17 protein-coding genes are annotated in these 23,850 nt (G+C 73.1%); 10 read left to right on the top strand and 7 right to left on the bottom strand.

Going from position 1 to position 23,850, the window contains the following annotated elements; translation table 11 throughout:
* Positions 1 to 184: 184 nt before the first annotated feature.
* The 3 genes from AAH979_RS11065 to npdG all read left to right on the top strand — a co-directional run bounded on the left by AAH979_RS11065 (position 185) and on the right by npdG (position 1,975).
* Positions 185 to 388, top strand: coding sequence for a hypothetical protein (locus AAH979_RS11065; protein ID WP_107261704.1), 204 nt, complete (start codon positions 185 to 187; stop codon positions 386 to 388).
* 86 nt (positions 389 to 474) lie between these two features.
* Positions 475 to 1,161 carry a histone gene (locus AAH979_RS11060; protein ID WP_346257981.1) on the top strand — a complete coding sequence of 229 codons (687 nt, stop codon included), beginning with the start codon at positions 475 to 477 and terminating at the stop codon, positions 1,159 to 1,161.
* A gap of 115 nt (positions 1,162 to 1,276) precedes the next feature.
* On the top strand, positions 1,277 to 1,975 hold the full coding sequence (npdG, locus tag AAH979_RS11055; RefSeq protein ID WP_346257980.1) for an NADPH-dependent F420 reductase: 699 nt from the start codon (positions 1,277 to 1,279) through the stop codon (positions 1,973 to 1,975).
* A 71-nt stretch (positions 1,976 to 2,046) separates the two neighbouring features.
* On the opposite strand, the gene panB is transcribed toward npdG, so the two are convergent.
* Both panB and AAH979_RS11045 read right to left on the bottom strand, forming a co-directional pair.
* Positions 2,047 to 2,889 (bottom strand): 3-methyl-2-oxobutanoate hydroxymethyltransferase, encoded by an 843-nt coding sequence (gene panB / locus AAH979_RS11050; RefSeq protein ID WP_346258013.1) that lies wholly within the window; start codon positions 2,887 to 2,889, stop codon positions 2,047 to 2,049.
* Positions 2,890 to 3,020: 131 nt separating this feature from the next.
* Positions 3,021 to 4,805, bottom strand: a complete 1,785-nt coding sequence (locus AAH979_RS11045) for an NAD+ synthase (RefSeq protein ID WP_346257979.1) — start codon at positions 4,803 to 4,805, stop codon at positions 3,021 to 3,023.
* A gap of 356 nt (positions 4,806 to 5,161) precedes the next feature.
* On the opposite strand from AAH979_RS11045, the gene glnA (AAH979_RS11040) reads away from it, so the two are divergent.
* Both glnA (AAH979_RS11040) and AAH979_RS11035 read left to right on the top strand, forming a co-directional pair.
* Positions 5,162 to 6,514 (top strand): type I glutamate--ammonia ligase, encoded by a 1,353-nt coding sequence (gene glnA, locus AAH979_RS11040; RefSeq protein WP_278063361.1) that lies wholly within the window; start codon positions 5,162 to 5,164, stop codon positions 6,512 to 6,514.
* Between the two features lie 109 nt (positions 6,515 to 6,623).
* Positions 6,624 to 7,049, top strand: a complete 426-nt coding sequence (locus AAH979_RS11035) for a DUF350 domain-containing protein (RefSeq protein ID WP_346257978.1) — start codon at positions 6,624 to 6,626, stop codon at positions 7,047 to 7,049.
* Positions 7,050 to 7,180: 131 nt separating this feature from the next.
* Here the strand turns inward: AAH979_RS11035 and AAH979_RS11030 are convergent, their stop codons facing one another.
* Positions 7,181 to 7,729 carry a hypothetical protein gene (locus AAH979_RS11030; protein ID WP_346257977.1) on the bottom strand — a complete coding sequence of 183 codons (549 nt, stop codon included), beginning with the start codon at positions 7,727 to 7,729 and terminating at the stop codon, positions 7,181 to 7,183.
* Positions 7,730 to 7,991: 262 nt separating this feature from the next.
* Between AAH979_RS11030 and AAH979_RS11025 the strand changes: the two genes are divergently transcribed.
* Entirely contained in the window at positions 7,992 to 11,297 is a 3,306-nt protein-coding gene (locus AAH979_RS11025; protein WP_346257976.1) for a hypothetical protein, read from the top strand.
* A 105-nt stretch (positions 11,298 to 11,402) separates the two neighbouring features.
* Here the strand turns inward: AAH979_RS11025 and AAH979_RS11020 are convergent, their stop codons facing one another.
* Positions 11,403 to 12,332, bottom strand: a complete 930-nt coding sequence (locus tag AAH979_RS11020; RefSeq protein ID WP_346257975.1) for an LD-carboxypeptidase — start codon at positions 12,330 to 12,332, stop codon at positions 11,403 to 11,405.
* Between the two features lie 76 nt (positions 12,333 to 12,408).
* Between AAH979_RS11020 and AAH979_RS11015 the strand changes: the two genes are divergently transcribed.
* The 4 genes from AAH979_RS11015 (at position 12,409) to AAH979_RS11000 (ending at position 20,111) form a co-directional block, all read left to right on the top strand.
* The gene (locus AAH979_RS11015; protein WP_346258012.1) at positions 12,409 to 13,218 is read left to right on the top strand and encodes a type 1 glutamine amidotransferase; all 810 of its coding nucleotides are present in this window, start codon (positions 12,409 to 12,411) and stop codon (positions 13,216 to 13,218) included.
* Positions 13,219 to 13,308: 90 nt separating this feature from the next.
* The gene (locus tag AAH979_RS11010; protein WP_346257974.1) at positions 13,309 to 16,473 is read left to right on the top strand and encodes a bifunctional [glutamine synthetase] adenylyltransferase/[glutamine synthetase]-adenylyl-L-tyrosine phosphorylase; all 3,165 of its coding nucleotides are present in this window, start codon (positions 13,309 to 13,311) and stop codon (positions 16,471 to 16,473) included.
* A complete protein-coding gene (locus tag AAH979_RS11005; RefSeq protein WP_346257973.1) occupies positions 16,466 to 18,253 on the top strand; it encodes a hypothetical protein in 1,788 nt (595 codons plus the stop codon). Before AAH979_RS11010 ends, AAH979_RS11005 begins: the two co-directional genes overlap by 8 nt.
* Before the next feature lie 376 nt (positions 18,254 to 18,629).
* The gene (locus AAH979_RS11000) at positions 18,630 to 20,111 is read left to right on the top strand and encodes a pyridoxal-dependent decarboxylase (protein WP_346257972.1); all 1,482 of its coding nucleotides are present in this window, start codon (positions 18,630 to 18,632) and stop codon (positions 20,109 to 20,111) included.
* 225 nt (positions 20,112 to 20,336) lie between these two features.
* On the opposite strand, the gene AAH979_RS10995 is transcribed toward AAH979_RS11000, so the two are convergent.
* The 3 genes from AAH979_RS10995 to glnA (AAH979_RS10985) all read right to left on the bottom strand — a co-directional run bounded on the left by AAH979_RS10995 (position 20,337) and on the right by glnA (AAH979_RS10985) (position 23,504).
* Positions 20,337 to 21,425 carry a GlsB/YeaQ/YmgE family stress response membrane protein gene (locus AAH979_RS10995; protein ID WP_346257971.1) on the bottom strand — a complete coding sequence of 363 codons (1,089 nt, stop codon included), beginning with the start codon at positions 21,423 to 21,425 and terminating at the stop codon, positions 20,337 to 20,339.
* Complete coding sequence (locus AAH979_RS10990) at positions 21,422 to 21,826, bottom strand: helix-turn-helix transcriptional regulator (RefSeq protein WP_346257970.1); 405 nt, start codon at positions 21,824 to 21,826, stop codon at positions 21,422 to 21,424. Before AAH979_RS10990 ends, AAH979_RS10995 begins: the two co-directional genes overlap by 4 nt.
* A gap of 253 nt (positions 21,827 to 22,079) precedes the next feature.
* The gene (glnA, locus tag AAH979_RS10985) at positions 22,080 to 23,504 is read right to left on the bottom strand and encodes a type I glutamate--ammonia ligase (RefSeq protein ID WP_346257969.1); all 1,425 of its coding nucleotides are present in this window, start codon (positions 23,502 to 23,504) and stop codon (positions 22,080 to 22,082) included.
* Between the last annotated feature and the right edge of the window lie 346 nt (positions 23,505 to 23,850).

Here is a 23,850-nt window from a genome sequence, read left to right as displayed (position 1 = left end):
TGCGCGCCGCCTTCCCGGGCCGCTGACAGCGGTGAATCCCTTGTCGCAGAATGGCTTTCCCCCGTACGGCGGCACTTTGCCGTTTCCCGGGCGACGGTAATCCGATGCGGTCTACTGTGGAAGTCACTCTGTCATTTTGCGTGAAACGGTAGCGCTTGGGCGGTTTGCCGTGCACAGTTACCCCATGAGCGACAGCGGGAGTGATGTGCAGTACTTCTGGTGCATCCGTCATCACCGGGTCGAGACCGGTGCCGACGTCTGCCCGGCGAGGTACGTGCTCGGTCCGTACGCCTCGGGAGCCGACGCGGAGCAGGCGCTGCAGCGGGTGCAGCAGCGCAACGAAGCGTGGGACGCCGAGGATGCCCGCTGGGCCGGGGAGGAGCGCTAGACCGGCGCGGCGACAGCCCGCGTCGAAAACTCCGTGGTGCTCCGCGAGGAGACCCCCGAGAGCATGTCCCGCAAGGAGGAACACAGATGGCCGAAGCAACCAGGGCCACCCGCTCGGTAGCGAGAAGCGCTGCCGGCAAGAAGACCGCGGCGCGCAGCCGGACCGTGGGTGCCAGCAAGGGCACCCCGGCCCGCAAGGCCGCCAGTTCGTCGGTGGCCAAGAAGGCACCCGCGAAGAAGGCCCCGGCCAAGCGCGCGACGGCGGCGAAGAAGGCGCCGGCGAAGAAGGCACCGGCAAAGCGGGCACCGGCGAAGAAGGCCACCGCGAAGACCACCACGCGGGCGGCGGCAGGCCGCGCCGGCGCGGCGAAGCGCACGACCGCGGCGGGCAGGAAGACCGCCACCGCGGCGAAGCGGACCACGGCCGGCAAGAAGACCACCGCCGCGGCGCGGAAGACGACTGCGGCGGCGCGGAAGACGACTGCGGCGGCGAAGCGGACCACCACGGCGGCGAAGAAGGCCCCCGCCAAGCGGGTGACCGCGAAGAAGGCGCCGGCCAAGCGGGCAACCGCGACCAAGGCCCCGGCGAAGCGGGCGACGGCCAAGAAAGCTCCGGCGAAGCGGGCGACCGTGGCGACGAAGCGGACCGGCACGGCGGCGAAGAAGGTCACCGCCCGGAAGGCACCCGGCAAGCAGGCCGCGGCGCGGAAGGCTCCGGCCAAGGCGCCGGCGCGGAAGGCCACCAGGGCGGCCGCGCGGAAGATGATGGGTTGAGTTCCCACCGGAACGCCCCACGGGGCGTTCCGGTGCGGTGACAACCCCCCCGGGGTACACCACCCCGTCCGGCCCGGCGCCGCCGATGCGCCCGACGGTCTGCGAGGATTCCGGCATGGCATATGACGCGAGTGTGCTGCCGGACGTCACCGGACTCACCGTCGGCATCATCGGCGGCACGGGCGACCAGGGACGGGGCCTGGCCTACCGGCTGGCCCGGGCGGGTCAGCCGGTACTCATCGGCTCCCGCTCGGCGGCCCGGGCCGAGCAGGCGGCGGCGGAACTCCGTACCCTGCCCGGGATGCCGGCCGACGCGACGATCTCCGGCGGCGACAACGCCGAGGTGGCCAGCCGGTCCGACATCGTCGTCATCGCGGTGCCGTGGGACGGGCACCGGGACACCGTCGCCGGACTGCGCGAGCCGCTGGCCGGCAAGGTGGTCGTGGACTGCGTCAACCCGCTCGGCTTCGACAAGCAGGGACCGTACCCGTTGCGGGTCGAGGAGGGCAGCGCCGTGCAGCAGGCCGCGGCGCTGTTGCCGGACTCCCGGGTCTGCGCGGCCTTCAACCACGTCAGCGCCCCCCTGCTGGCCGACCCGGAGGTCGACCGGATCGAGCTGGACGTGCTGATCTGCACCGAGGAGCGCGAGCTGGTCGGGCTGGTCGGCGCGCTCGCCGCGCGGATCCCCGGAATGCGCGGTGTCTACGCCGGGCGGCTGCGCAACGCGCACCAGATCGAGGCGTTCACCGCCAACCTGATCGCGATCAACAAGCGGTACAAGGCGCACGCCGGAATCCGGGTCACCGACATCTGAGCGCGGCGGCGGCCGGTCCGGCCCGCTCGGGAGGACCACCGGGGGCGGGCAGCCCTCCCGAGCGGCCGGGATCAGAAGGTGTGTTCGGGGGTGGGGAACTCGCCGTCCCGGACCTCGGCGGCGAACCGCCGGGTCGCCTCGGTGAGGGTGCCGTGCAGGTCGGCGTAGCGCTTCACGAACCGGGGCATCCGGCCGGACCGCAGCCCGGCCATGTCCTGCCAGACCAGCACCTGGGCGTCGGTGTCCGGGCCGGCCCCGATCCCGATGGTGGGTATCGCCAGCTCGTGCGTGATCCGCTTGGCCACCTCGCCCGGCACCATCTCCAGGACGACCGAGAAGGCTCCGGCCTCGGCGACCGCGAGCGCGTCGGCCACCACCTCGTCGGCGGCGTCGCCCCGGCCCTGCACCCGGTAGCCGCCGATGGCGTGCTCCCGCTGCGGGGTGAACCCGATGTGCGCCATCACCGGGATGCCGGCCCCGGTGATCGTCCGGATCTGCTCCGCCACCTGCCGGCCGCCCTCCAGCTTTACCGCGTGGCAGCCGCCCTCCTTCATGAACCGTACGGCGGTGCGCAGCGCCTGGGCCGGCCCCTCCTCGTACGAGCCGAACGGCAGGTCGCCGACGACCAGCGGGTAGTTGGTGGCGCGTACCACCGCACGGACCAGGGGGAGCAGGTCGTCGACGGTGACCGGCACGGTCGTCTCGTAGCCGAAGACGTTGTTCGCCGCCGAGTCGCCGACCAGCAGCACCGGTATTCCGGCCTGGTCGAAGATCGCGGCGGTGTACTGGTCGTACGAGGTGAGCATCGGCCACCGCTCACCGCGCTCCTTGGCGGCGACCAGGTCGCGGGCGCGTACCCGCCGGGTCGCCGGACCGCCGTACAGCGTCGCCACCTCGGCCGGGGCGGACGCCATCTGGTGCTCGGACATCGCTGTCTCCTCTCGCCTCGAGGCCGCGTTCGCGGTCCCCGGGTCACTGCCGATCGTCCCACCGCTCGGTGCGGCTCCGGCAGGGAAGAGTGCGGGTTTTCACACCCGGGGACGGGTCAACTCCGTTCCCGCCACCGGTTGGTGATCGGCAGCCGGCGGTCCCGACCGAACGCCTTGATCGAGATCTTCGGACCGGGTGCGGACTGCCGGCGCTTGTATTCGGCAATGTCGACCATCCGCAGCACCTTGTCCACCACCTCCGGGTCGTGCCCGGCCGCGACCAGGTCGTCCCGGCCCTGGTCGCCGTCGACGTAGCCGACCAGGATCGCGTCGAGGACCGAATAGTCCGGCAGGGTGTCGCTGTCGAGCTGGCCGGGGCTCAGCTCGGCGCTCGGCGGCTTGCGGATCGAGTTCTCCGGGATCGGCGGCGTCTCGCCGCGCCGGACCGCCTCCGCGTTGCGCCAGTTCGCCAGCTTCCAGACCAGGCTCTTCCAGACGTCCTTGAGCGGGTTGAAGCCGCCGACCGAGTCGCCGTAGAGGGTGGAGTAGCCGACCGCGAGTTCACTCTTGTTGCCGGTGGTGAGCACGAGGTGGCCCTCCTGGTTCGACAGCGCCATCAGCAGCACCCCGCGTACCCGGGCCTGGAGGTTTTCCACCGACATCCCGGAGAGCGACAGGTTGGCCAGGAAGCCGTCGACCATCGGCTGGATCGGCTCGACCCGGTAGTCCAGGCCGGTCCGCTTGGCCAGCTCGGCGGCGTCGTCCCGGGAGTGCTCCGACGAGTGCTGGCTGGGCATCGAGACCCCGGCCACCCGCTCCGGGCCGAGCGCGTCCACCGCGATCGCGGCGACCAGGGAGGAGTCGATGCCGCCGGAGAGGCCGAGCACCACCGAGCGGAAGCCGTTCTTGTCGACGTAGTCGCGCAGCCCCAGCACCAGGGCCTGCCACACCTCGCCCTCGTCGACCACCGGCTCGGTGACGCCGCCGGTGAGCCGGGGGCCGGCCGGGGCGGGCAGGCCGTCGCTGACCCGGACCCGGGTGATGGCCATGTCCTCCGGGGCGCCGGCCGGCACCGGCTGCGCCGGCTCGGTGCCGGTGGAGGCGTCGGCGCGGCCGTCGGGCAGGTCGAGGTCGTGCAGCAGCAGGTGCTCGACGAACTGCGGGGCGCGGGCCAGCAGGGTGCCGTCGGCGGCGACGATCATCGAGTCGCCGTCGAAGACCAACTCGTCCTGGCCGCCGACCATGTTGACGTACGCGATCGTCGCCTCGGCCTCGGCGGCCCGGCGGCGGACCAGCGGCAGGCGTACGTCGTCCTTGTTCAGCTCGTACGGCGAGCCGTTGATGTTGACGACCAGCCCGACCCCGGCGCGGCGGGCGACGGCGAACGGGCCGCCGGCCTGCCACAGGTCCTCGCAGATGGTCAGCGCGACGTCGACTCCGCCGATCCGGACCACCGTCAGGGCGTCGCCCGGGACGAAGTAGCGGTCCTCGTCGAAGACTCCGTAGTTGGGCAGGTGGTGCTTGAAGTAGCGGGCCACCACCCGCCCGCCGTGCAGGACCGCGAGCGCGTTGCGTGGACCCCGGGTCGGGGTGGCCTCGGCGTTGGCGCTGGCCGGGCCGTCGGCGTCGAGGTAGCCGACCAGCACCGGCAGCCCGCCGAGCCCGTCGGCGGCGAGGTCGGCGGCGAGCCGGTCGAGGGTGGCCCGGGAGGCGGCGACGAAGGAGTCCCGGAAGACCAGGTCCTCGACCGGGTATCCGGTCAGCATCATCTCCGGGAAGACCGCCAGGTGCGCGCCGGCTCCGGCGGCCTGCCGGGACCGTTCCCGGATCAGGGCCGCGTTACCGGCAATGTCGCCGACGGTGGGGTTGACCTGGGCCAGGGCGATGCGCAAGGTCGGCATGACTCCATCTTGCCGCAGCCGGTCCGGTCCGGCTCGGTGCACCGGGTGGCGCCGGCCGTGGTGGCGCTCACCCCGTGCCGCGTGGGCGCCGACCCGCTGCCGACCGGTCGCGGATCCGGGCGATGCCGGTACCAACCGGTGCTCCGCCGGTGGCCGGTCCGCCGTACCGGTGAGCGCCGGAGTCGGTCCCGGGGCTATCTTTGGGACGAACGCCCAGTAAGTACGCAGGCCGGGCCACCCCGCGCATCGGTTCCGGTCTAGTTCACGTAACGTCTGCGTAACGGAACCGGTGAAGACTGGACCGCTAGGCCGTGCGCCGGCTGGGCCGGTCCGAACAGAGTGTGCGAGGGGTTGAGGTGGACCGTCAGCAGGAGTTCGTGCTCCGCACCCTGGAAGAGCGTGACATCCGGTTCGTCCGGTTGTGGTTCACCGACGTGCTCGGCACGCTGAAGAGCGTCTCGGTGGCCCCCGCCGAGCTGGAGGCGGCCTTCGACGAGGGCATCGGCTTCGACGGCTCCGCCATCGAGGGCTTCGCCCGGGTCTTCGAGTCGGACATGGTGGCGATGCCCGACCCCACCACCTTCCAGGTCTTCCCGTTCGAGGGCGGGGTCTCCGGCGAGAGCGCCCGGATGTTCTGCGACATCCTGCTGCCCGACGGCAGCCCGTCCTGGGCCGATCCGCGGCACGTGCTGCGCCGGGCGCTGTCCCGGGCCGCCGAGAAGGGCTTCACCTTCTACACCCACCCCGAGATCGAGTTCTTCCTGCTGGAGAATGGCCCCAACGACGGCTCGCTGCCGGTCCCGGTCGACGACGGCGGCTACTTCGAGCACACCACCCACGCGGTGGCCCGGGACTTCCGCCGGCAGGCGGTGCTGGCGCTGGAGCGGATCGGCATCTCGGTGGAGTTCAGCCACCACGAGGTCGCGCCCGGCCAGCAGGAGATCGACCTGCGTTACGCGGACGCGCTCACCACGGCCGACAACATCATGACCTTCCGGCACATGGTCAAGGAGGTCGCGCTCTCCACCGGGGTACGGGCCAGCTTCATGCCCAAGCCCTTCACCGACCAGCCGGGCAGCGGCATGCACACCCACCTGTCGCTGTTCGAGGGGGAGCGCAACGCGTTCCACGACGCCAGCGACCCGATGAAGCTCTCCAAGGTCGGCCGCGCCTTCATCGCCGGGCTGCTGGTGCACGCCCGGGAATACACTGCGGTCACCAACCAGTGGGTCAACTCCTACAAGCGGCTCTTCCCGCAGGCACTGCCGGACCGGATCACCGAGTCCCCGGCGTATGTCTGCTGGGGTCACCTGAACCGTTCCGCGCTGGTCCGGGTGCCGGCGTACGGCAAGCCGAACTCGGCCCGGGTCGAGGTCCGCTCGCCGGACTCGGCGACCAACCCCTACCTCGCCTTCGCGGTGCTGCTCGGCGCCGGGCTCAAGGGCATCGAGGAGGGCTACGAGCTGCCGCCGGGCGCCGAGGACGACGTCTGGTCGCTCTCCAACGCCGAGCGCAAGGCGATGGGGTACGAGTCCCTGCCGGAGAATCTCGCCGAGGCGATCGACGTGATGGCCGGCTCCGAACTGGTCGCCGAGGTGCTCGGCGAGCACGTCTTCGACTTCTTCCTGCGCAACAAGCGCGCCGAGTGGGAGCAGTACCGCCGCGAGGTCACCCCGTACGAGCGGCAGCGCTACCTGGGTCTGCTCTAGCCGGGAGGTGCTCCCGGGGCACGGGTCAGCCACGGTTGTCGGGCCGCGTTATCGTCCGTGACGACGCGGCCCCCTCGTTTGGCCGCCCACACCCGATGGGAGACAGTCGGTGGTCGAGGACCTGCTCGTGGGAGCCTGGCAGAGCATCGTGTTCGGCGTGGTCGGCATCGCCCTGATGGCCGCGGGTTTCGGGCTGGTCGACCTGCTCACCCCGGGCCGGCTGCGCGAGCTGATCTGGGTACGCCGCAACGCCAATGCCGCGTTGCTGCTGCTGGCCAACCAACTCGGCATCGCGGCCATCGTCTTCACCGCGATCCTGACCAGCTACACCGACTTCACCAAGGGTCTCGCCTCCACTGTCCTGTTCGGACTGATCGGGCTCGGCGTCATGGCGTTCGGCTTCCTGGTGCTCGACTGGCTCACGCCCGGCAAGCTCGGCGAGGTGATCTGCGCCGACGAGCCGCATCCCGCCGCCCGGGTCAGCGCCGCCACCCACTTCGGGGCCGCGCTCATCGTCTGCGCCTGCATCGCCTGACCCGACCGGTCCGGCCCACGACGCCTGACTCGGCGGGCGCCATGACCCGATGCCACCCGATCTGCGCCCGACTCGACCGGCGGTTCCGGGTCGCGCGCCGGACGGGACGCGCGACCCGGTGGCCGGGAGTACTACTTCGTGGCCGGGGTGCCCGACTCGCCGCCGTCCGCCGGGGCACCGGCCGGGCCGCCGTGCTTCAGGCCACCCCAGTGTCCGCCGCCGAAGGCGGGGAAGACGCCGGCCTTGACCGCCGCGAGGATGGCGTCGGCCTGCTCCTGGGTCAGCTTGCCGTCCGAGACCGCCTTGTCGAGCCGCTCCTTCAGCATGGCCTCCCGATCGGCCTTCGACCGCGCGTCGGGCGTACCCTTGCCGCGCTGCTCGACCCGGTCCTTCCACTCGGCCCGGTGCTGCTCCTTGATCTTCGCCAACGCCGCCTCGACCTTGTCCTGCGGCACCCCCAACTCCGCGGCGAGCTGCTCGGCCAGCTTGCCGCGCTGCTCCGCCCAGCGCTTGCCGTGCTCCGGAGCGGTCGTGCCGCTCTCCGCCGAGGCCGACGGGGTCGGTGCCGGCGTGGTCCCGTCCTCCGCGAAGGCCACGGCCGGGGCCGCGAGACCCACCGTGAGTACTCCGGCGGCCATCAGACCGCCGAGGACCTTCTTCCGGGAAAGCAGGTTGCTCATGCTGAAATCCCCTCCCTGGGCGCGTACGCCGTTACGGCGAGTGCTGCTGTCAGTCCGACCCACCATGCGGCACCACGCTGGGCGGTAGTTCGGAGGCGGCTGTCAGCCGGCTGGGAAACGCCGGCCTGGCTGACAGTCGACTGAGAGCCACGCCCCGGCACGTGCCGCTTCGCGCCCGCTTCCGACGGTCACTGCCCACTACCGCCGGTTGTCCGGTACCGCCAAGCTTGTACCGCACGTCCCGACGGACAGGAGTCGCCGCATGCCCCGGATGCTGAGTTACGCCGACGCCGCCCGGCTGCTCGGCGGAGCACGTAGCCCGGTGGTGACCGCGCTGGACAAGGTCACCGGGGGAGCGCTGCTCGGCGCGGCGGTGGCGGCGCCGGCCGTGCTCGCGCTCTTCGACGCCAAGGCCGAGTTCATCCGGCTCAGCCACGAACTCGTCGGCAAGCTCTCCGAGGCGCGGTCCGGGTTGTCCCGGTACGGCCGGACCGAGCGGCTCGCGGCAGCGCACCGGGTACTCGTGGTCACCGCCTTCTTCGAGGCGTTCGCGGAGTCGGAACTGCCGTTCCGGTTCCACGACCTCGAACTGACGGAGTGGGAAGAGAAGGCGATCGTCGGGGCGGGCCGGACGGACGAGTCCCTGCTGGGCAGCCTCTTCGCGGAGGGGGTGCCGGTGCCCGGGCCACACCAGCCGTACGAGCTGTTCCAGGCGGCGCTCGGGGAGTACTACGCCACGACCGCGGACGGGATGCGGAGGTTCGTCGCCGGGGTTGCCGTGTGGGATCGGCTCACCTGGTCCAAGCAGGCGGCGTTCGAGGAGGTCCTGCGCGCGCTGCCCGGTCGGGCGCAGGAACGGCACCAGGAACTGTTCGGCCGGCTCGCCGCCGAGTTTCCGGAGGTGGCGTTCTGGGCCGTACTGCGCGAGCACGACGGCACCCGGGCCGAGGTGCGGGAGGTGGCTGCCGCGTTGGCCGACCTGGAACGGCTGCTCGCGGAGGCCACCGCCGGGCGGCTGCCGTCCGAGCGGCGCTCTGGGCTGACCCGGGCGTACACGGCCGAGCTGGCCCGCCCGGTCGTCGAGTCCGGCGACGTGCCGGCCGGAATCCGGGTACCGACCCTCGGCGCGGGTTACGTGCCCCCGCTGTACCGGATCGCCGAACTCGGTCCGGCGGCCCGGCCCAGCGAGGAGTCCTGGTGGGCCGAGCAGCCCGTGCGGGACGACCTGTCCGAGTTCCTCACCGGTTATCTCACCAATCCCCGGGCGGTCGAGGCGCCGTTGCTGGTGCTCGGCCAGCCCGGCTCCGGGAAGTCCGTCCTCACCCGGGTACTCGCCGCCCGGCTGCCGGCCGCCGACTTCCTGCCGGTCCGGCTGGTGGTCCGTGACATGCCGGCCACCGCCGACCTACAGGACCAGATCGAGTACGCGGTCCGCAAGGCCACCGGTGAGCGGCTGGACTGGCCGGCGCTGGTCCGGTCGGCCGGCGACGCCCTGCCGGTGGTCCTGCTCGACGGCTTCGACGAGTTGCTCCAGGCGACCGGGGTCAGCCAGACCGACTACCTGGTCAAGGTCGCGGCATTCCAGCGGCGGGAGGCCGACCAGGATCGGCCGCTGGTGGTCCTGGTGACGAGCCGGACCAGCGTCGCCGATCGGGCCCGCGCGCCAGAGGGGACCATCGCGCTCCGGCTGGAGCCGTTCGACGAGTCGCGGGTGGCCGTCTGGCTGGCCAACTGGAACGAGGTCAACGCGCAGGAGTTCGCCGTCCGGGGCGTCGCCCCGTTGGACCTGTCGACAGTGCTCGCCCACCGTGAACTGGCCGAGCAACCGTTGCTGCTGCTGATGCTCGCGCTCTACGACGCGGACGACAACGCCCTGCGCTCGGCGGGCGTGTTGCGGCAGGACGACCTCTACGGGCGGCTGTTGCACCGGTTCGCCCGCCGTGAGGTGGTGAAGCACCGTCCGGGGCTGCCCGAGCACGAGGTGGAGCATGCCGTCGAAGCGGAGTTGCGCCGGCTGTCGGTGGTCGCCTTCGCGATGTTCAACCGGAACGCGCAGTGGATCAGCGAAGCCGAACTGGAGAACGACCTGCTGGCGCTCTTCGGGCCGGTCCCCGCGCCCCGCATCGACGCCGGGCTGCGGGCCCCGCTGCGGCACGCCGAGATCGTACTCGGCCGGTTCTTCTTCGTGCACCGGTCACGTGCGCTCCGCGACGACGAGCAACTGGAGACGTACGAGTTCCTGCACGCCACCTTCGGCGAATTCCTGGTCGCCCGGTTCACCTGGCAGGTGTTGAACGACATCGTGGCCCGGGAGGCCGTCACGATGATGTCGCTGCGGGGCGGTCCGGCCGACGACGACCTGCTGCACGCGCTGCTCTCCTACGCGGCGCTGAGCGGGCGGGCGCCGATTCTCGGCTTCCTGCGTGGCCTCATGTCGACCGCCCCCGTCGCCCGCCGGAAGGCCCTGGCGGAGCTGCTGGTCGGGCTGTTCCGGGCCGCACACCACACCCGGCTGGCCAGACGGTTCGACTCGTACCAGCCGCGCGGGTTGCCGGTGCCGGCGCGGCATGCCGCGTACAGCGCCAACCTGTTGCTGCTGACGGTCTGCGCTGCCGGCACGCTGCGGGTCAGCCGCCTGTATCCGGACCGGAACGTGGTGCCGGTCTGGCATCGGGAGACCCTGCTGTGGCAGTCCCAGCTCGGCTCCGAGGACTGGAGCAGTCTGGTGGACGCGTTGGCGCTCGACCGGGTCCGGGCCGAGGACGGCAGCCGGGACATCTCGCTGCACCTGGTGGCCGATCCGGCCGAGGCGGGCGTACCGCCGATCGATCCACTCTGGACGTACGACATGGTGCTGCCCGGGGACGTGGCCTTGGCGATGTTCAACCGGGGCGGACAGTCCTGGGAGCTGGTGGCGCGGCGGGCGTACTTCCGGTGCGGGATCGACGACGACGTGTTGGTGCACGCGCTCGAGCCGTCGTCGTCGCTGGGCCACGGGATCAACGGCTTCCTGGTGGGATCCGCCTCGACGGCCACCTCGCTGGTGTACGAGCTGCTGACCTTCCTCGCCGCACCGGTCGCGGTCGGCGAGGCGACGGAGCGCCGGGACTCCTACCTCCGGCTCGCCAGACTGTTGGACGCGATCGACGGGCAGCATCGGGGCTGGGTCTTCGGGCTTCTGCTCGACCGGCTGGCCGGCGAGGTCGAACTACCACTGCACCTGGCCGTGGACGTGCTGGAGGAGATGGTGGGCAGGGGCGTGCATCGCGAACACCGCGATCGGCTGCTGCGGTGCGGGCTTACGCTGCTGGCCGGATCCAGGGGAGTCGACCGGCGACTCGGTGGGCTGCTCGCGAAGGCATTGCGGACGTACGGCACCGGCGACGAGAAACTCGGGGCCGAGGTGCTCGTGCGACTTGTCGAGGCGGGGATGACGCGCGAGGTGAGGACCGCGCTGACTCCGCTGGAGACCGACGGGCTCCTCGCCGGCTGGCCGGCGCTACGCGTCAGGTTCGAACGGGCGCTGGCGTCAGCCGACGAGGCGCCCGAGCCCGAGCCGGTGGAGTAGCCCGGCGGCCCGACGTGGCCGGAGGACGACGAGTCGCGCGGGTAAGCGGCGGAGTCCGGGCGGGCGGGCGTCAGCGGTGGAGCCGGGAGCGGTCGGAGGCGTGGATCAGCGTACGGCCGGCGTCACGGTCAGGGTGCCGGCGTCCGCGTCCAGCGTCGCCGGTACGCCGACCGGCACGGTGAGCTGCCCGACGCCGTGCCCGATCGGCAGCCCGCCGAGCACCGGTACGCCCAGGTCGCCGAGCCGCTCGGCCAGCACCTCGGCCACCCCGACCGCCCAGCCGTCCGCGCAGTCGGTGAACTGGCCGACCGCCACCCCGGCCACCCCGGCCAACACCCCGGACCGGCGCAGGTGGGTGAGCATCCGGTCGACCTTGTACGGCGGTTCCCCGACATCCTCCACCAGCAGGATCGCGCCGGTCAGATCCGGCATGTCCGGGGTACCCAGGGAGTGCGTGAGCAGGCAGAGGTTGCCGCCCAGCAGCGGACCGGTGGCCACCCCGGGGACCAGCACACTCGCGGTCTCCTCGGTCGGCAGCCGGTGCACCACCACCGGCTCGCGGCACATCAGCGCGGCCCGTAGCGACTCGGCCGAGACCGGCGGGGTGCGCTCGTCGAGCCAGGCCGCTCCCGGGCCGTGCACGGTGGCCAGCCGGGCGCCCCGCCAGAGCGCGAGTTGCAGCGCGGTGATGTCGGAGAACCCGGCCACCACCTTCGGGTCGCGGCGTACCACCGACATGTCGATCGCGTCGACCACCCGCTGCGCGCCGTAGCCGCCCCGGGTGCAGAGCACGCCGCGCACCGCCGGGTCGGCGAAGGCCGCGTTGAGGTCGGCGGCGCGCAGCGCGTCGTCGCCGGCCAGGTAACCGCGCCGGGCGTACGCGTTCGGGGCGAGGACGGGACGAAGGCCCCAACTGGTGAGCAGTTCCACCCCACGGGCGACCCGTTCCGGCCGGGTCGGGCCGGACGGCGACACCAGCAGCACCGTGTCGCCGGGCCGCAGCGCCGGTGGTCGTACCGTCTGATCGTCGGGCACCCCGCCTCCTCACTCCGTTCGGCCCCGAGCCTATCGGTGGGCGTCCGGCGCACCGGATAGCCTCGACACCGTGGCAATCGAGACCGGAACCGAGAGCGACACCGGCAGCGCGGGCGGCGCCGCGACCGCACTGGTGATCGAGAACGACCCGACGGACGACGCCCGCCGGCTGGGGGAGTGGCTCACCGAGGCCGGCCTCGACCTGGCGGTGCTGCGGCCGTACGCCGGGGACGCGCTGCCCGACGACCTGACCGGGTACGCCGCGCTCGTCGTGCTCGGCGGCCCCCAGCATCCGTACCCGGCACCCGACGGCACGCCCGGGGCGCCCTGGTTCGCGGCCCTGGAGGGGCTGCTCCGCAAGGCGGTCCGGCACCGGGTGCCGACCCTGGCGATCTGCCTCGGCGCCCAACTGCTGGCCACCGCGCACGCCGGGACGGTGCAGCGGAGCGCCGCCGGGCCGGAGGTCGGGCCGAGCGTCGTCGGCAAGCGGGACGCCGCCGAGCGCGACCCGCTGTTCCGGTACGTGCCGATGATCCCGGACGTGTTCCAGTGGCACGTCGACGAGATCACCGAGTTGCCGCAGGGCGCCACCCTGCTGGCCGCCTCGACCCGCTATCCGCACCAGGCGTTCCGGCTCGGTGACCGGGCCTGGGGGCTCCAGTTCCACATCGAGTGCGACGCCGCGATGATTGCCGACTGGGCGACCGACTCGGCGACGCTGGCCGCGCTGGACTACGACCCCGAGCTGGTGGTGGCCGCCTGCGCCGAGGTGCTGGCCGACGTGGAAGAGGTGTGGCAGCCGTTCGCGGCCCGGTTCGCGGCCCTGGCCCAGGGGCGGCTCGACGGCGTCCCGCCCCGGCCGACGCTGCCGCTGCTCGGGCAGTAGGAGCCGCCGCCGATGACGGAGACCGGGAGCTGCCGCCGATGACAGGGACCGGGAGCTGCCGCCGATGAGGGAGACCGGGGGCCGCTGTCGATGAGCAGACCGACCAGCGCGGCCGGCCGGCTCGCCCGGTACGGCTTCGGCGTGGGCGACGGGGAACGGGCCGGCGGCGTCGGGGTCGGCCGGGCCGCCGACCTGCTCGGGCCGGACGGGCTCGGGCTGTGGGACACCGACACCCAGGAGCCGGTCGACGAGCCGGCCGGCGAACTGCTCACCGCGCTCTCCCGGGCCGCCGACCCGGACCTCGCGCTGCGCCAGCTGCACCGGATCGTCGAGGCGGAACGCCGCTCAGCCGCCCCGGCCGGCTCGACGGCAGCGGCGGGTGTCGCCCCGGCGACGGAGGACGGCGGCGAGACCCTGCTCGCCGCCCTGCACGCCGACCCGGGGCTGTGCCGGCGGGTGGTCGCCATCCTGGGTGCCTCGTCCGCGCTCGGCGACCACCTGGTGGCCAACCCCGAGCAGTGGCGGGCACTGCGTACCGGAGCCGACGGGCTGCCGCCGAACGCCGAGGGGCTGCTGCACCCGGACTCGACCGGGGCGGGTGACGGATCCGGACCGGACGGCGGATCCGGGGCGCTGCCGGTGGTGGCGGCGCTGCGCCAGGCGTACCGGCTGGCCCTGCTGCGGATCGCGGCGGCCGACCTGACCGGCGGGCGCGGCCTGGAGCAGACCATGGCGGCGCTGTCGGCGCTGGCCGACGCCACCCTGGCCGACGCGTACGCTATCGCGGTCGGCGAACTGCCGGAGGGGACTCCGGTGCCCCGGCTGGCGGTGGTGGCGATGGGCAAGTGCGGCGGCAACGAGCTGAACTACGTCTCCGACGTCGACGTCATCTTCGTGGCCGCCGCCGACGAGGACCTGCCGGCCGCCACCCGGGTGGCGACCCGCCTGATCCAGATCTGCGGACTGGTGGCCTGGCCGGTGGACGCGGCGCTGCGGCCGGAGGGCAACCGGGGGCCGCTGGTGCGTACCCTCGCCAGCCACCTCGCCTACTACCGCCGCTGGGCCCGGACCTGGGAGTTCCAGGCGCTGCTCAAGGCCCGCCCGGCCGCCGGGGACGCCGCGCTGGCCCAGGAGTGGATCGACGCGCTCGCCCCGCTGGTCTGGCGGGCGGCCGAACGGCCGGAGGCGGTCGAGGACGTCCGGGCGATGCGTCGCAAGATCATCGACAACATCCCGCCGCGCGAGCTGGAGCGGGAGATCAAGCGCGGGCCGGGCGGGCTGCGGGACATCGAGTTCGCGGTGCAGCTCCTCCAGCTCGTGCACGGCCGGATCGACGAGTCGCTGCGGGCCCCGGGCACCATCCCGGCGCTGCGGGCCCTGGTCGCCGGCGGCTACGTCGGGCGGGCCGACGGCGAGGCGCTGCTGCGCGGGTACCGGTTCCTCCGGGGGGTCGAGCACCGGCTCCAGTTGCAGGGACTGCGGCGTACCCACACGGTGCCGGCGGACCGTCCGGCGCTGCGCTGGCTGGCCCACGCGCTCGGCTACACCGCGTTGCCCGGCCGGGACGCCGTCGAGGCGTTCCGGGCCGACTGGGTCGGCCACGCCACCGAGGTACGCCGGCTGCACGCCAAACTGCTCTACCGGCCGCTGCTGGAGGCGGTCGCCCGGGTGCCCGCCGACGGGCTGCGGCTCACCCCGGAGGCGGCCCGGAACCGGCTGGAGATCCTCGGCTTCGCCGACCCGACCCGGGCGCTGCGGCACCTGGAGGCGCTGACCGGCGGGGTGACCCGGACGTCGGCGATCCAGCGCACCCTGCTGCCGGTACTGCTCCAGGAGTTCGCCGACGCGCCCGAGCCGGACCGGGGGCTGCTCAACTACCGCCAGGTCTCCGACAAGCTCGGCGGCACCCCGTGGTATCTGCGGCTGCTCCGCGACGAGGGGCCGGTGGCCCGCCGGCTGGCCCGTACCCTGGCGGTCTCCCGCTACGTCGCCGACCTGCTGGCCCGGGATCCGGAGGCGCTCCGGCTGCTTGCCGACGACGCCGAGCTGACCCCCCGGGACACCGAGGTGCTCCGGGACGGTTTCGCCGCCGCCGCCGACCGTTACCTCGTCGTCCGGGGACCGCGACCGGCCGACCCGACCGAGGCCATCCGGTCCGTCCGGGCGCTGCGCGGCCGGGAACTGATCCGGATCGCCTGCGCCGACGTGCTGTACCGGGCGGGGTCGCTGGCCCCGGTCGGTCCGACCGGGGTGGCCGGGACCGTCGGCCCGGAACCGGCCCCGGCCGGGGTCGTCGGCGACTCCGACGTGCTCACCGTCGGAGCGGCGCTCTCCGCCGTCACCGACGCCACCCTGGGGGCGGCGCTGCGGGTGGCCCAGGCGACCCAGCCGGCGATGCCCGGACTGCGGTTCGCGGTGATCGGCGTGGGCCGGCTCGGCGGGTACGAGATGAACTACCTCTCCGACGCCGACGTGCTCTTCGTCTACGACCCGCCGCCCGGGGTGGCCGAGGACGCGGCCAGTGCGGCGGCCCGCGCGATCGCCGAGGAGCTGCGCCGGCTGCTCGGCATGCCGGCCGCCGACCCGCCGCTCGGCGTCGACGCCGACCTGCGCCCGGAGGGGCGGCAGGGACCGCTGGTCCGCAGCCTCGGCGCGTACGCGCAGTACTACGCCCGCTGGTCGAAGGTCTGGGAGGCGCAGGCGCTGCTGCGGGCCCGGTACGTCTGCGGCGACGCCGACCTCGGCCGCGAGTTCGAGGCGGTCGCCGATCCGGTGCGCTATCCGGAGCAGGGACTGAGCCGGGAACAGGTGGTGGAGATCCGCCGGATCAAGGCCCGCGTGGAGACCGAACGGCTGCCCCGGAACGCCGATCCGGCCACGCACACCAAACTGGGCCGGGGCGGGCTGGCCGACGTGGAGTGGGCGGTGCAGCTCAGCCAGCTCCGGCACGCCGGCCGGCTCCCCGAACTGCGCTGCACGCGTACCCTCGACGCGCTGGCCGCCGCCCGGGAGGCCGGGGTGATCGACGGTGCCGATGCCGCCGCGATGGCCACCGGGTGGAGCATGGCCGCCCAGGTCCGCAACGCGCTGATGCTGGTACGCGGCCGGTCCGGCGACCAGTTGCCCCGGCACGGAGTGGAGCTGGCCGGCGTGGTACGCCTGCTCGGCGGCCACGACCCGGGCGAGTTCCTGGACCAGTACCTGCGGACGGCGCGCCGGTGCCGGGCGGCGGCGGAACGCGTGCTCAATGCCTGACCGGCGCCGGCTCACCCGGGTCCTGTGCGGCGCGGTCGGCCTGGCCGGCGTGCTGGCAGTCGCCTTCCTGCTCGCCCCGCCGCTCGGCACCGACCTGTCCGCGCAGGTCGCCCGGGCCAACTTCTTCGGCCGGCACGGATCCGCCCCGCTCGACCTCGGCTGGTACGCGGGCATCTCCCCGTACGGCTACAGCCTGTTCACGCCGCCGCTGATGCACTGGCTCGGCGCCGACGCGCTCGGCCCCCGGCTGGCCGGTGCGCTCGCGCTGCTCGGCTCGGCGGCGGCGCTGGCGCTGCTGATGGTGCGGACCGGTGCCCGGCGGCCGCTGCTCGGCGGGCTGGTCGGCGCCGCCTGCGTCGCCGGCAACCTGGTCTCCGGCCGGATCACCTACGCGATCGGAGTGGCCTTCGGGCTGCTCGCCCTGCTGGCCCTGACCAGTCCGGTCCGGCCGGGACTGCGGTGGCTGGCGGCCGGGAGCGCGGCCGCGCTGGCCGGCGCGGCGAGCCCGGTGGCCGGACTCTTCGTCGGGCTCGCCGGGGTCGCGCTGGCCCTGGCTGCCTCTCTCCCGGCGCGATCGGCCCTACCTCCGGCGCTGTCGGCCGTGCTCCCCGGGCGGTCGGCCGGTGGCGTGCGGAGCGAGGAGGGCACGGATCGGGGCCGGCGTCGCTGGCCGTCGGGAGTGGCCGACGGGGCGGTGCTGGCGGTCGGGTCCGGGGTGCCGGTGGCCGGGCTGGGGCTGGCCTTCGGGGCGGGCGGCTGGATGAACATCAGCCTCACCGACACCCTTACGGCGGCACTGGCGAGTGCGCTGGTCGCACTGCTGGTGCCGAGCCGCCGTGCACTGCGGACCGGTGCCGTGCTGGCCACCCTCGGAGTGCTGGCGGCGTTCGCCATCCGGACACCGGTCGGGTTGAACGCCACCCGGCTGGCCGCGATGTTCGCGCTGCCGGTGCTGGTGGGCTACGGGACGCTGCCGGCCGGACTCGCCCGGGGCTGGTCCCGGCGGGCGGCCGGATTCGCGCTGGTCGCGAGCGTGGCGCTGGTCGCGGTGGTGGAGCCGCCGGTCTCCGTGGCCGACCTGCGGGCGGCCGGCGACCCGACGGCGTCCCGGAGCTACTTCCAGCCGCTGCTGGCCGAGCTGACCCGCCGGCCGCCCGGCCGGATCGAGGTGGTGCCGACGGCGAACTACTGGGAGGCGGCGTACGTGCCGGAGGCCGCGCCGCTGGCCCGGGGCTGGCTGCGCCAGGCTGACCAGGCACACAACCGGCTCTTCCTGGACGGCAGCGTCGACGCGCAGTCGTACGGCTCCTGGCTGCGGGACAACGGCGTCCGGTACGTCGCGCTGGCCGGGGCGGAGCCGTCCTGGGTAGGCCGCCGGGAGGCGGAACTGATCCGGGGCGGGCTGTCGTACCTGACCCCGGTCTGGCAGCACCCGGACTGGACGCTGTATGCCGTCACCGACTCGCCGTCCATGGTGGAGGCGATCGGGTCGGGCGCGGCGGTGGACGGGAGTGATCTGCCGGACGGTGCCGACGGGCCGGGGCCGGGCACCCCGGGTGCGGAACTGGTGCGGGCGACGTCGGCGGAGCTGGCGGTCGACGTACCGGCCGCCGGGGAGACGCTGGTCCGGCTGCGCTGGTCGAGATGGCTCCGGGTCGAGGGCGGCGCTGGCGCCTGCCTCGCCCCGCACGGCGACTGGACCGTGCTGCGGGCGACGGGGCCCGGCCGGTACCGGATCACCGGCAGTCTTACCGGGATGGGACCGCGCTGCCCCGCCTGAGCGGCGGGCCGGGTCAGTCCCGCCTGATCCGCACGCCCTCGGCGTTGTGGAACGTCTGACCGGGGTTCGCCCACACGGTGAGCCGGCCGTTTCCGGCGAACGGCCCGAGGTCCAGCTCCGGGACAGCGGCACCAACAGCGACGGAAATCGTACGACCGGTCGGACGGCGAAGCTGAGTCGGTTACGCGACTCGCCGAGCCGACCCGATCTCGCCGGCACCGGGCACCGGGCCGGGTCTGTGCTGTGCTGTTTCGCACAACGCCGTTCCACCGCGTTCCGGACGACCACCGGGTGCTGATTGGCTGTGCCGGCCGCAGGTACGGCGATGGCAGGCTGGCCCGTGGCACTGCTGGCAAGATCGGTTCCGGAGGTTGGCATGGCTGATCCACTGCACGAGCGGGATCCGATGGCGGCGCTGGAACAGGTCTGGGCCGCCGCTGCCCCGTACCTGGACTCGCTGGCCGACCGCCCGGTCCGTGACCAGGCCACCGAGACCCTGTTGCGGGAGCTGGCCGAGGTGGGAGGCGTCGACGGCGGGCTGCCGGAGCGGGGCGTCGGTTCGGCCGCCGCCCTGGACCGGTTGCTCCGGATCGGCACCGCCGCCGCGATCCACTCCACCGGGCCACGGTTCTTCCACTTCGTCGTCGGCGGTGCCACCCCGGCCGCGCTCGCCGGTGACTGGACCGCCGCACTGCTGGACCAGAACGCCGCCTTCCGGGCCTCCTCCCCGCTCGCCGCCGAGCTGGAGGCGGTCGCGCTGCGCTGGCTGCGCGAGCTGTTCGGGCTGCCCGACCGGTACGGCGGAGCGCTGGTCGCCAGCGCCACCTTCGCGAACTTCACCTCGCTGGCCGTCGCCACGCACTGGTGGGCCGAGCAGCACGGCGTCGACGTGGCGGCGGACGGGCTGGTCACGCTGCCCCGGATGCCGGTGCTCTCCGGCGGCTACCTGCACGCCAGCGCCCGCAAGGCGTTGCAGATGCTCGGCCACGGCCGGGACACCGTCGAGGTGTACCCCCGGGACCGGGTGGGCCGGGTCGACCTGCCGGCGATCGAGCGGCGCCTCGCCGAGCTGGACGGGCCGGCGGTGCTGATCGCCAACGCCGGTGAGGTGAACGCGGGCGACTTCGACCCGGTCGACGTACTCGCCGACCTCGCCGAGCGGTACGGCGCCTGGTTGCACGTGGACGCCGCGTTCGGGATCTTCGCCGCGCTCTCGCCCCGGACCGTCGGGCTGCTGCGCGGGATCGAGCGGGCCGACTCGATCGCCTGTGACGGGCACAAGTGGCTCAACGTACCGTACGAGAGCGGGTTCGCGTTCCTCCGCGAGCCGGCCCGGTTACCGGTCGCCTTCGGGATGCCCGGCACGACGTACCTGCCGGGGCCGGGCAGCCCACTGTGGTCCGGGCAGCCCGGGCCGGTGGACTATGCCGTGCACGGGCCGGAGTCGTCCCGGCGGGCGCGGTCGATGCCGATCTGGGCGACCCTGGCCGCGTACGGGAGGGAGGGCCACCGGGCGATGGTGGAGCGGCAGCTCGACCTGGCCCAGCGCCTCGCCCGGCTGGTGGACGAGGCGCCGGACCTGGAGCGGCTGGCCGAGGTGCCGCTCTGCATCGTCTGCTTCCGGGCCGCCCCCGGGCACGTGCCGCCGGAGGAACTGGACGACCTCAACCGGCGGCTCGGTGCGGCCCTGCTCGACGACGGCCGGGTCTTCGCCGGCACCACCGTCTACGACGGCCGGGTCGCGCTCCGCCCGGCGATCGTGAACTGGCGGACCACCGAGGCGGAGGTCGACCTGCTGGTCGAGGTGGTACGCGAACTCCTTGCCCAGGTTGCTCCGGCACCCCGATCTGTCGGGTGATGAGGCGGGTCAGCAGTGGCGAGGGGCTACCTCGCCATGCTGGCCCCCGGCCTTGCGTGCCGCCGTTGCGGCGACGGCGGCACGCAAGGCCGGGGCGCTGAAGTCCCCGATCGGCCTGGCGAACCGGTCGGGTACAGGCGAGGGGCGCCGCGTCCGTGTCAGCTCAACGCCTGCTGGTCGAGGTGGTGGCGAATCCCTCGCCAACTCGCTCCCGCGCCGGGCTGATCAGGGCGTTGCCCGGGCCCGCCGCGCGGCGTCGGATACCTGCCCGCAGGTCGGGCACGGGTTGCCGGCCGCGCGTGCCCGGATCGCGCGGTACCGTGCGCCGTGCCAGGCGACCACGGCCAGGAGCAGGCCCGCGCCGAGCAGCGGGAGCACGGCGGTGGTGGCGGCGAGTTCGCGCCAGGTCGAGGCGCCGCCCCAGTACCAGTCGGCGATCGGTCGGATCCCGAGCAGACCGGCCGGGGTCACCAGCAGTACGACCGACCACAGTGCAGTGCTGTCACCGGTGACCGCCCGAACGAGACCGAAGGCCAGAGCCAGCCCGACCAACCCCACACCCGCCGTTCCCAGGACCTCGACCGTGGAGTTGTAACTGGTGAACCAGTTCCCGCTGCCTTCGACGACCTCGAACAGCGCGGCCGCGGCCGTACCGGTCAGTGCCCCGAGCAACGGCGGGATCCGGCCCGCCCAGCCAGGACGGGCGGGCAGCGCCAGCGCCGTCAGGCCGAACGCCAACACCGGGACGAGCACGTAGAGCGGGGGCCGGGGCAGCCCGGACAGCGGTGAAGCCGGGATCACGGTCAGCGTCAGCAGGATGGCAGCGGCAACGCCCCGGCGTGCCCAGCGGCCCGGCAGCACTGTCGTGGCGAGCGCGGCCAGCAGCCAGCCGATCCAGAGGAACACCCCGAGGGTCTGTGCCGGGCCGACCTGCGCAGGCAGCACGTGGGCCGGCAGGTTCGTGAACTCGACCTGGATGAGCAGGAACGCCGCGAGCGCCGCCAGCGTGCCCACAGCGATCGTCGCGGCGATCGGCACGCTGGCGGCGAGCCCGAGGGCGCCCTGCTCGCGCAGCCGTTGCCGCAGCCCGCCACGCAGCACGTCGACGGCGTCGTGCCGGGAGGGCCAGCGCCGATCCTGATCCACCAGATCGAGGTACGTCCCGACCAGTTCGTCGCCCCGGCTGGACCGGTAGCGGCTCGGGTACGCGTGCAGCAGTCGCCGGTAGCGCCGCTCCAGCCGACTCACCTCGGCGGTCGGACCGCCCTGCCCGGTCCCGTCGGGCTGCTCGGTCGTGCCGGGCTGCTCGGTCATGCCGGGCCTCCCGCGAGCCGGATGGCGGGGCGGACCGCCGGCGCCGGACGGGCGGCTGAGCCCTCCGACGCTTGGGCGGCACGGGCTAGCAGGCGTTGGCTGGCGGCCTCAACGTTGCGGCGCAACCGTTCGGTCTCGGCGGCAAGCACCGTGCCGCCGGTGTCCGTGAGCCGGTAGTAGCGGCGGAGCCGGCCGCCCACGATCTCCTCCCGGTCTGGCTCGACCAGGCCCTCGTCGGTGAGCCGGTCGAGGGCGCCGTAGAGAGTGCCAGGTCGCAGCGTAAGCCGACCGTCGGAGAGCGCGGCGACCTCGGTGACGATGCCGTAGCCGTGCATCGGCTCCCGGGCGAGGGCGGTGAGGATCAGGAACGTCGGCTCCCGCAGCGGAACAGGTGTGATCATGCGGGGGAGTATATCGGCTACCGAGCTATAACGGTGACGAAGCTATCGAAGGATGGTGTCCCGCCGGGCCGGCGGACCTCGTCGAGGATGACGAGTTCCGGGCGATCAGGGTGATCTGAGCCCGGCCCTGGAGACAGTGCGGCGCGCCGCCGACCGAGCCCCTGGCGGGGTTGGTCGACGGCGCGCCCAACGTGCCGGTGTCGCCTGTGCCCGGGGCCGTGCGGGTCGCACGACCCCGGGGTGGCGGTTGGTCCTAGACGTCGAAGTACATGGCGAACTCGTGCGGGGTCGGCCGCAGTCGGACCGGGTCCACCTCGTTCGCGCGCTTCCACTCGACCCAGGTGGAGATCAGGTCGGGGGTGAAGACGCCACCCTCCAGCAGGAAGTCGTGGTCGGCCTCCAGCGAGTCGAGCACCTCGGGCAGCGAGCCGGGCACCTGCTTGACCGAGCCCCACTCCTCCGGCGGGAGGTCGTAGAGGTCCTTGTCGATCGGCTCCGGCGGCTCGATCTTGCTCTTGATGCCGTCCAGACCGGCCATCATCATCGCCGAGAACGCCAGGTAGACGTTGGCCGACGGGTCCGGCACCCGGAACTCGACCCGCTTCGCCTTGGCGTTGCTGCCGGTGACCGGGATGCGGGTGCAGGCGGACCGGTTCCGCTGCGAGTAGACCAGGTTGACCGGGGCCTCGAAGCCCGGGACCAGCCGGCGGTACGAGTTGACCGTCGGGTTGGTGAAGGCCAGCAACGACGGTGCGTGGTGCAGCAGGCCGCCGATGTACCAGCGGGCGGTGTCCGAGAGGCCGGCGTAGCCGGTCTCGTCGTAGAACAGCGGCTCACCGTTCAGCCAGAGGCTCTGGTGGGTGTGCATGCCGGAGCCGTTGTCGCCGAAGAGCGGCTTCGGCATGAAGGTCGCGGTCTTGCCGTTCGCCCAGGCGGTGTTCTTCACGATGTACTTGAAGAGCTGGAGCTGGTCGCCCGCGTGCAGCAGGGTGGAGAACTTGTAGTTGATCTCAGCCTGGCCGGCGGTGCCCACCTCGTGGTGCGAGCGCTCGACGGTGAAGCCGGCGCCGAGCAGCCGCTGGACGATCTGGTCGCGCAGGTCGGCGTAGTGGTCGACCGGCGGGACCGGGAAGTAGCCCCCCTTGTACGGCGTCTTGTAGCCCCGGTTGCCGCCCTCCTCCTCGCGACCGGTGTTCCAGGCGCCCTCGATCGAGTCGATGTAGTAGAAGGCCTGGTGTGCCGAGGTCTCGTGCCGGACGGAGTCGAAGATGTAGAACTCGGCCTCCGGGCCGAAGTACGCGGTGTCGGCGATACCGCTGGCCGCCAGGTAGGCCTCCGCCTTCTTCGCCACGTTGCGCGGGTCCCGGGAGTATGCCTCGCGGGTGAACGGGTCGTGGATGAAGAAGTTCAGCGCCAGCGTCTTGTTCGTCCGGAAGGGGTCGATGAAGGCGGTGGCGACGTCGGGGAGCAGCAGCATGTCCGACTCGTGGATCGCCTGGAAGCCGCGGATCGACGATCCGTCGAAGGCGAGACCGTCGGTGAAGACCGATTCGTCGAACGACTCGACCGGCAGGTTGAAGTGCTGCATCACGCCGGGCAGGTCACAAAAACGAACATCGACGAACCGTACGTCCTCGTTTTTGAGGTATCGCAGGAGTTCCTCGGGGTTGGCGAACACACGTCCTCCTGGCACGTCCACTGATGGCTAGGCTGGTGGCGACGCTATGGCCATGCGATTGCCCGAGCATGTCTCTGATGTTTCTGCCGTGTTACGTCGTCTGCGGAGCGTGATCCCCGCAGGTGGACGCCTCGGGTCTACTCCGGGATGATACTCCGGTTTGGCCGGTTGGCCGAGTTTGCCGCGTTTCGATCTCGGTCGAGTTGGCCGGCGTACGGCTGTGCGAGCCCGGCGTACCGGTCGCCGGAGGTGTCGGCGGGCCGGCGTCCGGAGTGACGGGCGTCCCGGTCGGCGGAGCCTGGCGGGGCGTGGTCGCCGCCGGCCGATACCCTGGTTGACCGTGGCA

Origin of the sequence: Plantactinospora sp. ZYX-F-223, from assembly GCF_039649625.1 — a bacterium.
GTDB lineage: Bacteria > Actinomycetota > Actinomycetes > Mycobacteriales > Micromonosporaceae > Plantactinospora.
Note: the sequence above shows the minus strand (reverse complement) of the source record. Positions and strands in the feature narration are given on the sequence as shown.

Coding starts and splice junctions, on each gene's coding strand:
- AAH979_RS11060 (WP_346257981.1), top strand. CDS start 475: ATGGCCGAAGCAACCAGGGCCACCCGCTCGGTAGCGAGAAGCGCTGCC.
- AAH979_RS11045 (WP_346257979.1), bottom strand. CDS start 4,805: ATGCCGACCTTGCGCATCGCCCTGGCCCAGGTCAACCCCACCGTCGGC.
- AAH979_RS10990 (WP_346257970.1), bottom strand. CDS start 21,826: ATGATCACACCTGTTCCGCTGCGGGAGCCGACGTTCCTGATCCTCACC.
- panB (WP_346258013.1), bottom strand. CDS start 2,889: ATGGCGTCCGCCCCGGCCGAGGTGGCGACGCTGTACGGCGGTCCGGCG.
- AAH979_RS11000 (WP_346257972.1), top strand. CDS start 18,630: ATGGCTGATCCACTGCACGAGCGGGATCCGATGGCGGCGCTGGAACAG.
- AAH979_RS11010 (WP_346257974.1), top strand. CDS start 13,309: ATGAGCAGACCGACCAGCGCGGCCGGCCGGCTCGCCCGGTACGGCTTC.
- AAH979_RS11005 (WP_346257973.1), top strand. CDS start 16,466: ATGCCTGACCGGCGCCGGCTCACCCGGGTCCTGTGCGGCGCGGTCGGC.
- AAH979_RS11025 (WP_346257976.1), top strand. CDS start 7,992: ATGCCCCGGATGCTGAGTTACGCCGACGCCGCCCGGCTGCTCGGCGGA.
- AAH979_RS11065 (WP_107261704.1), top strand. CDS start 185: ATGAGCGACAGCGGGAGTGATGTGCAGTACTTCTGGTGCATCCGTCAT.
- AAH979_RS11030 (WP_346257977.1), bottom strand. CDS start 7,729: ATGAGCAACCTGCTTTCCCGGAAGAAGGTCCTCGGCGGTCTGATGGCC.
- AAH979_RS10995 (WP_346257971.1), bottom strand. CDS start 21,425: ATGACCGAGCAGCCCGGCACGACCGAGCAGCCCGACGGGACCGGGCAG.
- npdG (WP_346257980.1), top strand. CDS start 1,277: ATGGCATATGACGCGAGTGTGCTGCCGGACGTCACCGGACTCACCGTC.